The organism is Nocardia sp. CA-145437, from assembly GCF_050956485.1.
Classification (GTDB): domain Bacteria; phylum Actinomycetota; class Actinomycetes; order Mycobacteriales; family Mycobacteriaceae; genus Nocardia.
The window spans coordinates 7039821-7053393 of sequence record NZ_CP191204.1; the positions used below are offsets into that span (position 1 = coordinate 7039821).

Annotated in this window: 13 protein-coding genes; 4 read left to right on the forward strand and 9 right to left on the reverse strand. The window is 68.5% G+C overall.

Features of this window, described 5'->3' with window-relative positions; translation table 11 throughout:
• The first annotated feature begins 61 nt into the window (after positions 1–61).
• From ACQPYY_RS32625 to ACQPYY_RS32635, 3 genes are all read left to right on the forward strand, one after another.
• Positions 62–1039 carry an NADP-dependent oxidoreductase gene (locus ACQPYY_RS32625; protein WP_433592124.1) on the forward strand — a complete coding sequence of 326 codons (978 nt, stop codon included), beginning with the start codon at positions 62–64 and terminating at the stop codon, positions 1037–1039.
• Between the two features lie 134 nt (positions 1040–1173).
• Positions 1174–2334, forward strand: a complete 1161-nt coding sequence (locus tag ACQPYY_RS32630; RefSeq protein WP_357094304.1) for a globin domain-containing protein — start codon at positions 1174–1176, stop codon at positions 2332–2334.
• A gap of 117 nt (positions 2335–2451) precedes the next feature.
• A complete protein-coding gene (locus ACQPYY_RS32635) occupies positions 2452–3237 on the forward strand; it encodes an FAD-binding oxidoreductase (protein ID WP_433592125.1) in 786 nt (261 codons plus the stop codon).
• A gap of 69 nt (positions 3238–3306) precedes the next feature.
• On the opposite strand, the gene ACQPYY_RS32640 is transcribed toward ACQPYY_RS32635, so the two are convergent.
• From ACQPYY_RS32640 to ACQPYY_RS32675, 8 genes are all read right to left on the reverse strand, one after another.
• Positions 3307–4476: a globin domain-containing protein gene (locus tag ACQPYY_RS32640; RefSeq protein ID WP_379102478.1), complete on the reverse strand. Its 1170-nt coding sequence runs from the start codon at positions 4474–4476 to the stop codon at positions 3307–3309.
• 528 nt (positions 4477–5004) lie between these two features.
• Positions 5005–5400, reverse strand: coding sequence for a heat shock protein transcriptional repressor HspR (locus ACQPYY_RS32645; protein ID WP_379102480.1), 396 nt, complete (start codon positions 5398–5400; stop codon positions 5005–5007).
• The gene (gene dnaJ, locus ACQPYY_RS32650; protein WP_379102484.1) at positions 5400–6584 is read right to left on the reverse strand and encodes a molecular chaperone DnaJ; all 1185 of its coding nucleotides are present in this window, start codon (positions 6582–6584) and stop codon (positions 5400–5402) included. The genes ACQPYY_RS32645 and dnaJ overlap by 1 nt, the downstream gene beginning before the upstream one ends.
• An 81-nt stretch (positions 6585–6665) precedes the next feature.
• Positions 6666–7250 (reverse strand): nucleotide exchange factor GrpE, encoded by a 585-nt coding sequence (grpE, locus tag ACQPYY_RS32655; protein ID WP_379103688.1) that lies wholly within the window; start codon positions 7248–7250, stop codon positions 6666–6668.
• A 20-nt stretch (positions 7251–7270) separates the two neighbouring features.
• Complete coding sequence (gene dnaK, locus ACQPYY_RS32660; protein WP_433592126.1) at positions 7271–9109, reverse strand: molecular chaperone DnaK; 1839 nt, start codon at positions 9107–9109, stop codon at positions 7271–7273.
• 276 nt (positions 9110–9385) lie between these two features.
• Positions 9386–10159 (reverse strand): DUF1707 SHOCT-like domain-containing protein, encoded by a 774-nt coding sequence (locus ACQPYY_RS32665; RefSeq protein WP_379102488.1) that lies wholly within the window; start codon positions 10157–10159, stop codon positions 9386–9388.
• Positions 10160–10167: 8 nt separating this feature from the next.
• Positions 10168–11238 (reverse strand): DUF1707 SHOCT-like domain-containing protein, encoded by a 1071-nt coding sequence (locus tag ACQPYY_RS32670; RefSeq protein ID WP_433592127.1) that lies wholly within the window; start codon positions 11236–11238, stop codon positions 10168–10170.
• 77 nt (positions 11239–11315) lie between these two features.
• Entirely contained in the window at positions 11316–11954 is a 639-nt protein-coding gene (locus ACQPYY_RS32675; protein WP_433592128.1) for an endonuclease, read from the reverse strand.
• A 133-nt stretch (positions 11955–12087) separates the two neighbouring features.
• Here ACQPYY_RS32675 and ACQPYY_RS32680 point away from each other — a divergent pair, with 133 nt between their 5' ends.
• Complete coding sequence (locus ACQPYY_RS32680) at positions 12088–12981, forward strand: LLM class flavin-dependent oxidoreductase (protein WP_379102495.1); 894 nt, start codon at positions 12088–12090, stop codon at positions 12979–12981.
• A gap of 22 nt (positions 12982–13003) precedes the next feature.
• Here the strand turns inward: ACQPYY_RS32680 and ACQPYY_RS32685 are convergent, their stop codons facing one another.
• On the reverse strand, positions 13004–13495 hold the full coding sequence (locus ACQPYY_RS32685) for an SRPBCC family protein (protein WP_433592129.1): 492 nt from the start codon (positions 13493–13495) through the stop codon (positions 13004–13006).
• Positions 13496–13573: the final 78 nt, after the last annotated feature.

Consider the following 13573-nt stretch of genomic DNA (forward strand, 5'->3'; position numbering starts at 1 on the left):
CATTCGTTGACGCATCACACCAGCTCATCCATCCCGGTTCGCCCGAACGAATGGAGCAGCAATGCGCGCGATCGTCGTCCGAGAATTCGGTGGCACCCCCGAACCCGCCGACATGCCGGTTCCGGAGGCCGGGCCGGGACAGATCCAGATCCACCTGGAGGCGGCCGGGGTGAACCCCGTCGACCAGCGGATCATCGACGGCTTCCTGGACGGCCAACTCCCCCACGACTTTCCGATGATCCCCGGCGTCGACGGCGCGGGCACCGTCAGCGCGGTGGGCGCGGGCGTCGACGACTTCGACATCGGCGACCGGGTGGTCGGCAAGTTCCTGTCACCGCCGCTCGGGCACGGCACCTTCGCCGAATACGTGGTGACCGCCGACGGCGGCACCCTGGTCAAGCTCCCCGACGAGGTCACCGCGGTGCGCGCGGCCGCGCTGCCGACCGCGGGCATCACCGCCCTGGACCTGCTGCACGCGGCCGGGGTCCAGCGCGGGCAGCGGGTGCTGATCGTCGGCGCGTCCGGCGGCGTCGGCTCCTACCTGGTGCAACTGGCGGCCATGGCCGGGGCGCACGTCATCGCGACCGCCCGGCCCGACGACACCGACCGCATGATCCGGCTCGGCGCGACCGAGGTGGTGAACTACGGCCGCACGACCGTCACCGACTCGCCCACCCATGCCGAGGCGGCGCGGCTGTCGGTCGCCGATTCGGTGCGGATCACCGATCCGGGCGGCATCGACGCGGTCTTCGATCTGGTCAGCCCACCGCCGGTGTTCGCCGACAACGCGAGCCTCGTGCAACCGGGCGGCCACGCCTACTCGACCATCGGATCGGCCGACGAGGCGGATCTGAAGGCCCGTGGCATCACCGGCGGCAACCTCGAATCCCGGGGCGGCACGGCCGAATTGAGCGAACTGCTGCGCCTGGTCGCGACCGGCGATCTGATGGTGCCGATCCGCAATCTGCCGCCGCTGGCCGACGCGCCCGCCATGATCGGCGCGTCGGGTGCGCGGGGCAAGACGGTGCTGGTGATCTGAACCCCGGGTTACGGAAATCGATCCACCTCCGGCTATATCCGTGCGACCTCCGCGTTTTAAGGGATACTTGACGCGGAGGGCCGCCTGGCAGCAGGCGGTTCGGGGTAGTTGGACAGGAAGGAAAGCTCGACGTCGTGGATGCGCGTTCGGCAGCGCTGGTCCGCGCAAACTTTCGGACAGTCGTCGAGGCCCCCAACGGGCCGGAACGGCTGATCAGCGCGTTCTACGGTCATCTTTTCGCGGAGATCCCCGCTTTGCGGGAACTTTTCCCCTCCGCCATGGACATGCAGGCGAAACGGTTGGTCACGGCCATCTCGTTCGTCCTCGACAACCTGGAGGACTGGGATCGCGCCCAGCGCTTCCTGGAGCAACTCGCCCGCGACCACCGCAAGTACGGGGTGGAGGCGGCGCACTACGACATCGCCGGGCGCGCCCTGCTGCATGCCTTCCGGAGCTACAACGGGGTTGCGAACTGGTCGCGGCCGCTCGAGGCGGGCTGGCGCGACATCACCATCCTGATCTCGGCGTCCATGGCCATCGGAGCGAATTCCGATAAGTCGCAGCCCTATTGGGAGGCGACCGTGGTCGGGCACCGGCGGGTGGTGGACGATCTGGCCATCGTGCGCCTGCAGACCGACACCCCGATCCCCTACCAGGCCGGGCAGTACGTGCCGGTGGCCATCCCGCAGCGGCCCAAGATGTGGCGCTACCTGTCGCCCGCCATCCCCACCAACCCGTACGGCGAGATCGAATTCCACGTGCGCAAGGTCCGGACCGGCTGGGTCAGCCCCGGCATCGTGAACGAGACCCAGGTCGGCGACCGCTGGATGATCGCCGCCCCGCTCGGCGGCCTGCACGTCGACCTGAGCCGCCGCAAGGACGTGCTCATGATCGGCGCGGGCACCGGCATCGCCCCGCTGCGGGCCCAGCTCATCGAGATGGGACGGCGCGGCATCAACCCGCGCGTGCACCTGTTCATGGGCGGCCGCTACCCGTGTGACCTCTACGACGTGGAGAACATGTGGCAGCTCTCGCAGTCCAATCCGTGGCTCACGGTGATCCCGGTCTGTGAGAACGAGACCAACCCCTGGTGGCACCCCTACCCGCCCGCCGATCCCCCCTTCGGCATGCACCGGCGGCTGATCGGGAACCTCGGTGCGGTGGTGGCCAGCTTCGGCGCCTGGGCGGATCGGCAGATCCAGATCGCCGGTTCGGCCCGCATGATCGCCGACACCAAGCGAGCCCTGCTCGCGGTGGGAGCCCCCGAGTCGGCGATAAGCTCAGACCCGGTGTGATAGTTACGAAATTCGTTGTGCCACTGCGAGCTCGGTTTCAACCACTCACAGCCCACCCGCCCGGCCGCGAACCCGCCGAAGCGAAGCGGAGGCAAATGGCACAGAGCAGGAGTTGTTTTGACGATCGGCCCTGATGAGACCGGCGCCATTCCTGTGGACGCGCAGACCGAGTGGACCGCCACGGTGGTCGGTGCGCACCGGTTGCGTGAGGACACCACGGTGGTGCGGTTGATCGGCGAGTTCGTGCCGTTCGCGGCGGGACAGTCGGTGGAGGTGCGCACGCCGCAGCATCCGAACATGGTGCGCCGCATGTATTCCGCGCTGCCGCCGTCGCTGGACGGCAAGCTCGAGTTCCATGTGCGGACCGTGCCGGGCGGATGGTGCAGCGGTTCCATCGTGGCCGACTCCCATCCCGGTGACGAATGGCGGATCAGCGCGCCCGGCGGCTGGCTGGCGGTCGAGCCGGACGCCACCGAGGTGGTCATGATCGCCGACGGGGTCGGGCTGGCGCCGATGCGCGCGCTGCTGCTGGATCTCGCGCGCCGCGAACAGCCGCCGCGCACCCACCTGTTCGTCGGGGCGCGCTACCCGCGCGACCTGTACGCCTCCGACATGCTCTACCTGTTGACCGGCGAAATGCCCTGGCTCACCGTGGTTCCCGTGGTGCAGGACGAGTACGACCCGGATTTCGTCGACACCTGGTACGAGCAGTGCCGCGTCGACATCGGCTTCCGCCCGGAGGAGATGATGCCGGGCACCATCGCCGACATCCCGGAACGGTTCGGCCCGCTGGACCACCACCAGATCCTGGTGTGCGGCGGCGCGGCCATGGTGCGCAACACCATCGACCAGCTCGTCGCCATCGGCGCGCCGGCCGAATCCATTCGCTACGAGGGCTTTTGACAGTTGCCGGCGCGGATACGGAAAACGGTCACGGCGCTTCGCCGCCCGCCGAAGTCCCGGAGAAGCGGGTCAGAACAGCGGGTCGTGGCGGATGTTCTCGGTGGAGGTGCCGGCCGCCATGAGCCGGAACTTGGTGGTCTGCACCATGGACGGGGCTCCCACGATCTGCACGTCGCGGTCCTCCCAGGAGCCGTGGCTCGCCACGATCTTGCCGATCTGACCGACCACCCGCGGCTGCAGGCCCGGGTATTCGCGGGTCTCCTCGGAATTGTCGAAGTGCCACCACGGGTTCTCGGTGGACTCGGTGACCGGGTGCACGGAGAGCCACTTGTTGGCGCAGGCCAATTGGCTGAGCACCTCGAGGTCGTAGAGGTCGCACGGGTAGTGGCCGCCGACGAACAGGTCCACTTTGGGGTTGGACCGTCGCGTTGTCATGGCCATGAGCTGGGCGCGCAGCGGCGCGATGCCGGTGCCGCAGCCGATCATCAGCATCTTGCGGCGGGTGTTGCGGGGCACGCCGAGACCGCCCAGCGGCGATCCGATCAGCCACTGCTCGCCGACCCGGCTGTGCCCGACCATGGCCGGGCTGACCCAGCCGCCGGTGACGCCGCGGATGTGGAATTCCAGTTCGCCGTCGGCGTTGGCGGGGATGGCCGGGGACAGGTAGCGCCACATGCGGGGACGGGACGGGATCTGCACGCTCATGTACTGACCGGCCGCGTACTGCATGGGCTGATCCAGCTTCAGGCGCACGACCGCCAGGTTGCGCAGCACTTCACGGTGCTCGATGACGGTGCCCGTCCACACCGGCGGGGTGGTCTCGCCGTCGGCGGCCTTGATCATGGTGCCGGCGATGATGCCGATGCCCTCGTCCCAGGCGCGGCCGACCTCGTCGGTCCAGATCTCGGTGCCCGCGTAGGCCTCGAGCGCGCTCTTGAGCGATTTCCCCACGGCCGCATAGTGATCGGCCACCACGCCGTACTTGCGGTGGTCGCGGCCGAGCTGCGCCAGGAAGGGCAGCAGCCGGTCGGGTTCCTCCAGCCGGTCCACCACGTAGGCGATGGCCTTCACCAGCCGGTCGCGCTGGGCGTCCAGGGCTGCGGGGAAGAAGTCCCGCACGTGGGGGTACTCCGTGAAGAGGATGGCGTAGAACGACCGCGCGAGTTTCTCGGGGCCACCTTCTTCCGCAGCAACCGCCTTGAACGTTGTTCTTATCAATGCGACGGTCCGCGAATCCATTTGTGTCACAACCCCATTTCGCAATCGAACGCAGGCGTGACCGGCGAGTGAAGTGCTGCGGGACACTCGACAGCAGCCGTTGCCAAGCAAGTGTAAGCGAGGTTAGCCAGCAACGGAACGGGACGTTTCAATAACAGGCGCTTTATTCCTCGAAAACGTGAACGTTGCGGGCCTTCCGAGCCGAAAACCGACTGATCAACTGGAAAACGCCGTGCGACACGGGTTTTCAGTCGTCGATTATGGCTGATCCGTTTTGCAAGACTCAGGAAAACAGCGATCCCGCCGCAACTACGTCAGGCCATGAATTCCCCTGCAGCATACGGACAAAACTCACGATCGGCAGCAATCAATAACCTACCGGTCCGTTTGTTATAAACAGCCCCACCGGACTTCGCCAATCACACAGTTCTCTGTCGCAACTCAGCACATCGGCCGCAACAATCGCAACCGGGCGAACGTCGGCAAGCGGTATCCGGACAGCAGAAAGGCGGCGCCCACTCGGGACACCGCCTTCCGGCTTGTCTTGCCCTACTGCGGCTTACGCCGGTTTCGGGGCTGCCACACCACGAGAGCGGTGCTGGGCTGAGGGGTCAGGTGCGCGGGCCGGTACCCGGCCCGCAGCCTTTCCGCCTCGGCGGCCAGCTCACTCACCCGCTGTTGCAGCTCGTCCACCTGGTTGGTGAGTTCGATGATCCGTTTGATGCCGGCCAGGTTCACGCCCTCGTCCTGGGACAGGCGCTGCACCTCGCGGAGCAGCTCCACATCCCGGTTCGAGTAGCGCCGCCCGCCGCCCGACGTGCGTTGCGGCGTAACCAGACCCAGCCGGTCATAGGTGCGCAGCGTCTGGGCGTGCATGCCCGCCAGCTGCGCGGCCACCGAGATCAGGAAGTACTGGGCCTCGGTCTGCTTCGGATCGGAACTCATTACGCACCTGCCCATCCCGCACGGGGATCGAATCCACTGGTCTTCTCCGCCTCCGCGTAGCGCCGGAGCGCCTCGGTGGCATCGTCGTCCAGTTTCTGGGGGACCGCGACCTTCACGGTGACCAGCAGGTCACCCGCGCCGCCGTCACGCTTGGGCACACCGCGCCCGCGCACCCGCAGGGTACGGCCGTCGGCGGTGCCCGGCGGCACCTTGACGCCCACGCGGCCGTCCAGCGTCGGCACCGACACCGTGGTGCCCAGCACCAGTTCGGCGTAGGAGACCGGCAGCACCAGGGTCAGGTCGTCGCCATTGCGGCCGAAGACCTTGTCCTGACTGACGTGCACGGTGACGTACAGGTCGCCCGGAGGCGCGCCGCGCAGGCCCGCCTCACCCTGACCGGCCAGCCGGATCCGCTGCCCGTCGCGCACGCCCGGGGGAATGCGCACGGTGATGGTGCGGGTCCGGTTCTGGATGCCCGAGCCGCGGCAGTCGACGCACGGGTCGTCGATGATCGACCCGGTGCCCCGGCAGTCCTCGCACGGCTCGCTGAAGCCGAACGCGCCCTGGTTCCGGCTGACCACGCCGGCCCCGTTGCAGTGCGGGCAGACCCGCGGACTGGTGCCGGGCTTGGCACCACTGCCGTGGCAGGTGGTGCAGGCGGCCGGGCTGGTCATGCGCAGCGGGACGGTCACGCCCTGGGCGGCCTCGCGGAAGCCGAGGGTCGTCTCGGTCTCCACGTCCGAACCGCGCCGGGGACGCGAGGACGCCCGCGTGCCGCCGCGATTGAACAGTCCGCCCAGCAGGTCGCCCAGGCCGCCATCCGCGCCGCCCGCGCCACCGGCGCCGGCCCCGAAGATGTCACCCAGGTTGAACTCGCCACCGGAGAACCCGCCGCCGGGCTGGCCGTAGCCGCCCCCGGGCGGGAATCCGCCGCGGCCGAAACCGCCGCCCGCGAACAGCTTGCGGGCCTCGTCGTACTCCTTGCGCTTCTCCGGATCCGACAGCACGGCGTTCGCCTCGCTGACAGCCTTGAACCGCTCCTCGGCCTTGCTGTCCCCGGGGTTCTTGTCCGGGTGCAGGTCTCGGGCCAGTTTGCGGTAGGCCTTCTTGATCTCGTCCTGGCTGGCGCCGGAGGAAACACCCAGATCCTTGTAGAAGTCCTTCTCGAGCCACTCTCGATTCACCGGGCATCTCCTCCTTTCTGTGTTGTCGGTGACGCCGGAGGCGTCGGTGTTGTCGAGGACGCGGGGTGCGTCCGATTGCTGTTAATCAGTGCCAGCGGCATCGGTGCCAGCGTTCTGCGAATCCGGCTGCGCCGCAGACAGATCCGCCACACCGTCGGTGACGCCGACCAGCGCGTGCCGCAGCACGCGATCGCCGAAGCGGTAGCCCTTGCGCATCACCATGCCCAGCACGGGGTCCGCACCGCTGCCCTCGTGCTGCACGGCCTCGTGCAGGGTCGGGTCGAAAGGCTCACCCTCCGAACCGAATTCCTCGAGGCCCTGCTTCTGCAGGGCGGTGACCAGCTTGTCGGCGACCGACTTGAGCGGGCCGTTGTCCAGGTCACCGTGCGCGCGAGCGCGGTCCAGATCGTCGAGCACCGGCAGCAGTTCGCTGACCACCGCGGCCTTGGCGGTGTCGATGGTGACCTTGCGGTCCCGCTCGACCCGGCGGCGGTAGTTGGCGTATTCCGCGGTCAGGCGCTGCAGATCGGAGGTGCGCTCGGCCAGTTCGGCCGTGATCGCGTCGGCGAGGACGTCCTCGCTGACCTCGGGAGTCCCCTCGGCCCCCGCGGCCGCGGCGGTGTCCGCCGCGGCCTCGAAGACCTCACCCGTGGCCGGATCGACCATGTTGTCCGGGTTCTGGTTCGTCACTTCTTCTCCGGCTCCTCGACCACCTCGGCGTCGACGACGGTGTCATCGGACTCGGGCGCGCCCGCGCCGTTGCCCTGCGCGGCCTGGTCGGCGGCCGAGGCCTCGTAGATGGCCTGGCCCAGCGCCTGCGACTCGGTGGCGAGCTTCTCCACCGCGGTCTTGATGACCCCGATGTCGGTGCCCTTCAGCGCGTCGTCGGCTTCGGCGATGGCCGCCTCGACCTTGGTCTTGACGTCGGCCGGGACCTTGTCCTCGTTGTCCTTGATGAACTTCTCGGTCTGGTGCACCAGCGACTCGGCCTGGTTGCGGGTCTCCGCCTCCTCGCGACGCGCCTTGTCCTCGGCGGCGTGCGCCTCGGCGTCCTTCACCATCCGGTCGATCTCCTCCTTGGACAGGCCGGAGCCGTCCTGGATCTTGATCGTGTTCTCCTTGCCGGTGCCCTTGTCCTTGGCCGTCACGTGGACGATGCCGTTGGCGTCGATGTCGAAGGTGACCTCGATCTGCGGCACGCCGCGCGGGGCCGGCGGGATGCCGGTCAGCTCGAACGATCCGAGCAGCTTGTTGTGCGAGGCGATCTCACGCTCACCCTGGAAGACCTGGATCTGCACCGACGGCTGGTTGTCGTCGGCCGTGGTGAAGGTCTCCGAGCGCTTGGTCGGGATCGTGGTGTTGCGCTCGATGAGCTTGGTCATCACGCCGCCCTTGGTCTCGATGCCCAGCGACAGCGGGGTGACATCGAGCAGCAGGACGTCCTTGACCTCGCCCTTGAGCACACCGGCCTGCAGGGCGGCGCCGATGGCGACGACCTCGTCCGGGTTCACACCCTTGTTGGGCTCCTTGCCGCCGGTCAGTTCCTTGACCAGGTCGGACACGGCGGGCATACGGGTCGAACCACCAACGAGCACAACGTGATCGATGTCGCCGACGGAGATACCGGCGTCCTTGATGACCGACTGGAACGGCTTGCGGGTGCGGTCCAGCAGATCGGAGGTGATCTTCTGGAACTCGGCGCGGGTCAGCTGCTCGTCGAGGAACAGCGGGTTCTTGTCCGCGTCCACGGTGATGTAGGGCAGGTTGATCGAGGTCGACTGCGAGGACGACAGCTCGATCTTGGCCTTCTCGGCAGCCTCGCGCAGGCGCTGCATGGCCATCTTGTCCTTGGTCAGGTCGATGCCCGAGGTGCCCTTGAACTTGTCGACCAGCCAGCCGACGATGCGCTCGTCCCAGTCGTCGCCACCGAGGTGGTTGTCACCGGAGGTCGCGCGGACCTCGACGACGCCCTCGCCGATCTCGAGCAGGGACACGTCGAAGGTGCCGCCGCCGAGGTCGAAGACCAGGATGGTCTGTTCCTTGTCGCCCTTGTCGAGGCCGTAGGCCAGCGCGGCCGCGGTGGGCTCGTTGACGATGCGCAGGACGTTCAGGCCCGCGATCTGCCCGGCCTCCTTGGTGGCCTGGCGCTGCGCGTCCTCGAAGTAGGCGGGGACGGTGATGACCGCGTCGGTGATCTCCTCACCGAGGTACGCCTCGGCGTCGCGCTTCAGCTTCATCAGCGTGCGCGCGGAGATTTCCTGCGGGGTGTACTTCTTGCCATCGATCTCGACCGACCAGTCCTCGCCCATGTGGCGCTTGACGGACCGAATGGTGCGGTCGACATTGGTGACGGCCTGGTTCTTGGCGGGCTGCCCGACGAGCACCTCACCGTTCTTGGCGAACGCGACGACCGAGGGGGTCGTCCGCGATCCTTCCGAGTTGGCCACGACGACCGGCTCGCCGCCTTCGAGAACGGCGATGACAGAGTTCGTGGTCCCGAGGTCGATACCGACCGCACGAGCCATGGTGATTCCTCCTAGTTGGCACTACATCTCAGTGACACTGAGCGTGGTCGGCTCAATCCTGCCTCCGCCGGCGGCGGTGCGCAACTTTAACTTGAGTCCAACTCGCTCAACCTTGCTGACCTGTCCCAACGGGCGGCGCGCGTCATCTATTCCACGAGTCACAGAAAATTTCTTCGGGAGCGGGCGCGGCCCGACGCCCGCGGTCGAGGCGCGGGCTCTGCCATTGTGTCCATACCGGCCGGTCGGGAACCACGGATGGATCCGGATCGTGACCGATCAGGAGGGCCAGTTGAGCATGATCGGCTCACCGGTGGCGGTGACCTTGATGTAGCCGGACTTGGCGCCGTCCACGGCGTACACCGTCACCATCGGCCCGCCGTCCTTCCCGCGCCCGATGATGATGTGACTGATCCGGCCGTTCGGCACGCCCGCCGACTTCGGCGCGCCCGCGAGCAGGCCCGCGATCTTCTTCAGATCCAGGACCGACAGGTCGATGATGTCGGTGCCCGGCGACCGCGGAATGTCGCCGGTGCTCCGGAAACTGCCGTCGTAGCGGTAGTAGTCGTCCCGCGGCGCGTTCGGATCCGCCGGACGCCGCTCGATGACCGCGTAGGTGGGGAACAGGGTGACCTCGTCGGCCTTGGTATCGCCGAAGTGGTCCTTGTAGGCCTCGACGAAACTGGCCAGGCCCTGACCCGTGGTCGGATCCGGCAGATCCGGCTTCGGCGTGGCGACCCGGGCCACGCAGCCCGCGAACGCACCCAGCAGGGCGGCCGCCACCACGATCGCGGCCGCCACCTTCCAGCGGGTGGACGGGCCGCGCCGATTCGCCCGCACCACCGGCGAATTCACCAGATTGGCCGGGATCTGCAGATCGTCGAGTACCGCGTCCAGATCGCCGAAGGTCTTGGCCGCCATGGCTTTCGCGGTCCGGTGCGCGTGTTCGGCCTCGGTGAGCTCGCCCGCGTCGCGCGCCGAATCGAGCAGGGTGCAGGCGTCCACGCGATCGGTGTCGCGGGCCCGGACTCCCCGGGAACGTGCGTCGGCCATGGTCTCGCCTATCCCCCGAACGCCACGGTGCGCGTGACCCGGCCGTCGAGGGCGGCCTCGACGTAGCCGGTCTCCTTGGCCTGGTTGCCGACGTAGATCCGGACCACCGGCCCGGTGCCGCTGCCCTGGATGTCGATGTAGTTGACCACGCCCTGATCGACCTTGGTGAAGGCGGGAGCCTGAGCCGCCAGCGCCGCGACAGCCTGCACGTTCAAGGCCGCCAGGTCCACGGTCGGGGTCTTCGGGTCCCGGGTCTGGGGTTGGTCGGTCTGGTCGAAACCGCCGAAGTAGTTGTAGTGCACCTTCCGATTGGCCTGCGGCGCGCGCGTGAACACCGCGTAGCCGGGGTAGAAGTCCACCTCGTCGAGCACGGTGTCGCCGAACTTCGCCCGGTAGACGTCACGGAAGTAGGAGATGCCCTCGGCCTCGGTGAGTTTCGGCCGGGGCAGCACCAGCGGCTGGATGATGCCGAGGTCCACCGCGGGCGGCCCGGCGGGCGGGGTGGCCGGGCGGGCCACGGCCAGGAAGGTGCCCACCGCCACCGCGATGCTCATCGCCGCGACGCCGGCGGCGAACCAGATCTCGCGCCGCGACTTCGGCGGGACCGGGTCGGGGGCGGCGTCGGCGTGCCGCTGCAGATCGTCGGTGAGCTGGGACAGATCGCCGAGGGTCCGGGCCTCGCCGGCCAGTTCGGTGAGGGTGCGGTGGTCGGCGGTGGTCAGCTGGCCGTCCGCGAGCGCGGCGTCGAGCAGGACGCAGGTGGCCTGCCGATCGGCGTCGCGGGCCCGCGTCCGCGGCGGGTAACCGCCCGAGGCGGGCCGCCGCGACCACTTGCGCGCGGGGGTGAGGTCGGCGGTCTTGGTGCTCGGCTGCAGATCGGCGATGAGCCGCTGCAATTCGCCGAGGGTCTGCGCGGACTGGGCCTGATCGGACCGCTGGTGATATTCGTCGGCCCCGAGCTCACCCTCCGCGTAGGCGGCGTCGAGCAGCGTCCGCGCGTTGACGCGGTCGATGTCCCGCGCCCGCATCCGCCCGGCCGCGGGCGAATCCCCGGCCGATCCGGACGTTTTCGAGCTCACGCGGGGATCGTAGACGGATTCCGGTCCGGTCGCGCGCCTTATCCACGCCCGAATCATCTACGCCCGAGTCGGGTGGCTCATCCGATGCGGAGGTCGTCCTTCAGGCCGTGGTCCAGTGTGACGCGCACCAGGGCCGCGGCCAGTTCGGCGTCGCGGCCGGCCGGAGCCAGGGCGGCGAGGGCGGACGGATCGGTGGGCAGGCCCAGGTCACGCGCGCCGCGACGGGCCCGCTCGTCGAAATAGGGGCGGAGCCAGGTCCAGGTGTCCTGCACCTCGCGCAGGTAGATGTCCGCGCCGACCGGGCCGATGCCCCGGAAACCTTGGAGCAGCTCGGCCAGGGCGGCGGGGTCGTGCCCGGATTCGATTGCGAGCCCGCGCATATCGCCGTGCCACCGATCGATCAGCTCGGCGGCATTGGCGATCAGGCGGGTGGCGTTGGATTCGTCGTAGCGGACGTAATGCGCCCGGCCCAGCGCGGCGACCAGATCGGACCACTCGGCCACGGCGACGTGGTGGGGGGTGGTGTAGCCGGACTCGCGGAGTTCCCGGGCGGCGGCCACCGCGATGCGGGCCGAGATCCGGGTACTGAGCAGCTGGGCCAGCATCAGGAGTTGGTAGAGCGGCGCGGGCTTGTCGGCCAGCCGGATTCCGGCCTCGGCGGCATAACCGGTCCCGGCCCGGGCCAGCAGCGTGCGCACGGTGTCCTGCGCGGTCATCGGCATCGCCTCCTCTCTTCCCGGCATACCCACGGACACGCCCGAGATGCGTGTCGAGGTCCGAAATGCCGGGGTTGCGCTCGGTGGCCCACGAAGATCAGAAGTATGGATTTCCCCTGGTAGAGGAGGTTCTATGCAGGCCCGGTTCGGTATTTCGATCCCGCCCGTCGCGTCCGCGCTGCCGGACGTCATCGACATGGCCCTCGCCGCCGACGCCGAGGGACTCGATCTGGTCGGCATCCAGGACCACCCGTACAACGCGCAGTTCGGCGACGCCTTCGCGGTCATCGGGGCCTGCCTCGCCGCGACCGGTCGGGTCAGCCTCTATCCCGGGGTCGCGAACCTGCCGCTGCGGACACCCGCCATGCTCGCCAAACAGGCCGCCACCTTCGACATCCTCAGCGGCGGACGCTTCGAATTGGGTTTGGGGGCGGGCGCTTTCGAGAGCGGTGTGGTGGCCATGGGCGGCCCCGCCCGCAAAGGCCGGGCCGCGCTCATGGCCATCGCCGAGGGCATCGCCATCATCCGGGCCGAATGGCGGCCCGGACAACCGGTGTCGGTGGTCGGCACCGAATACACGGTGCAGGGGATCGAGGGCGGACCCGCGCCCAGGCATCGGATCGGGATCTGGCTGGGAGCCATGGGCCCGCACGCCCTCGACCTGATCGGGGCGACCGCCGACGGATGGGTTGCGCCACTGCCGAATTGGCTGCCGTGGGAGCAGTGGGCCGCGGCCAATACCCGCATCGACGCCGCCGCCCGCGCGCACGACCGCGACCCCCGCTCCATCGCCCGGCTGGCCGCACTGCCCGGAGTGGTCAGCGACCGCGCGCTGCACCCGAATCCGCAGGGCACCGACCCGATTCACGGATCGCCCGAAGAATGGGCGAGCATCATCGCGAACCTCGCGCACACGGGCGGATTCGACACCTTCATCTACTGGCCGCCCGGGTTCGACGTCGACCAGGTGCAGCGTTTCGCGCGACAGGTGGTGCCTCTCGCGCGAAAGCTTTTGGCGGAGTTCTGATTTGACCCCGCTCGGTTCCGATTCAGTTCTGCGCGGCCGCCGCGGCGGCGGCCTCGGCCTCGACCTGGCCCGGGAACTCGCTGGGCTGGCCGACGCCGGTGGTGACCAGGTCGCGCAGGCTCTCGGTGATGTAGAAGGTCCAGGCCGGGGAGCACGCGTCGTAGCACTCGTAGTCCGGCACCAGGCCGACGTGGGTGAAGGTGAGTTCGGTGCCGCCGTCGGTCGCGGCGATATCGAAGCGCATCTCGGTGTTCACCCATTCGGTCTGGTCCTCGATGAAGGACATGAAATTGTCCTTCACCAGCCAGACCACGCGCTCGTCCGGCACCACCTCGGTCAATTCGATCTCGCTGCGGTGCACACCGGGAGCCTCGAAGACGAAACGGTCACCCAACCGCTCGGTGCCGCCCTTGATACCGGGCGACCACCAGCCGCGGGCGTTCAGGACGGCCGCGAAGACCTCGGCGGGGGTCCGGTCGACGGTGATGGAGGTGGTGAAGTTCTGATCAGTCATGGCAGGTCCCGACTCTTCTCTCAGGGGTCAGCGGGTTGATGAGGACTGTCTCGCGAGAACTTACTTTCATGACGATAG

Coding starts and splice junctions, on each gene's coding strand:
- ACQPYY_RS32625 (WP_433592124.1), top strand. CDS start 62: ATGCGCGCGATCGTCGTCCGAGAATTCGGTGGCACCCCCGAACCCGCC.
- ACQPYY_RS32640 (WP_379102478.1), bottom strand. CDS start 4,476: ATGGATTCGCGGACCGTCGCATTGATAAGAACAACGTTCAAGGCGGTT.
- ACQPYY_RS32645 (WP_379102480.1), bottom strand. CDS start 5,400: ATGAGTTCCGATCCGAAGCAGACCGAGGCCCAGTACTTCCTGATCTCG.
- grpE (WP_379103688.1), bottom strand. CDS start 7,250: ATGGTCGATCCGGCCACGGGTGAGGTCTTCGAGGCCGCGGCGGACACC.
- dnaK (WP_433592126.1), bottom strand. CDS start 9,109: ATGGCTCGTGCGGTCGGTATCGACCTCGGGACCACGAACTCTGTCATC.
- ACQPYY_RS32665 (WP_379102488.1), bottom strand. CDS start 10,159: ATGGCCGACGCACGTTCCCGGGGAGTCCGGGCCCGCGACACCGATCGC.
- ACQPYY_RS32675 (WP_433592128.1), bottom strand. CDS start 11,954: ATGACCGCGCAGGACACCGTGCGCACGCTGCTGGCCCGGGCCGGGACC.
- ACQPYY_RS32680 (WP_379102495.1), top strand. CDS start 12,088: ATGCAGGCCCGGTTCGGTATTTCGATCCCGCCCGTCGCGTCCGCGCTG.
- ACQPYY_RS32685 (WP_433592129.1), bottom strand. CDS start 13,495: ATGACTGATCAGAACTTCACCACCTCCATCACCGTCGACCGGACCCCC.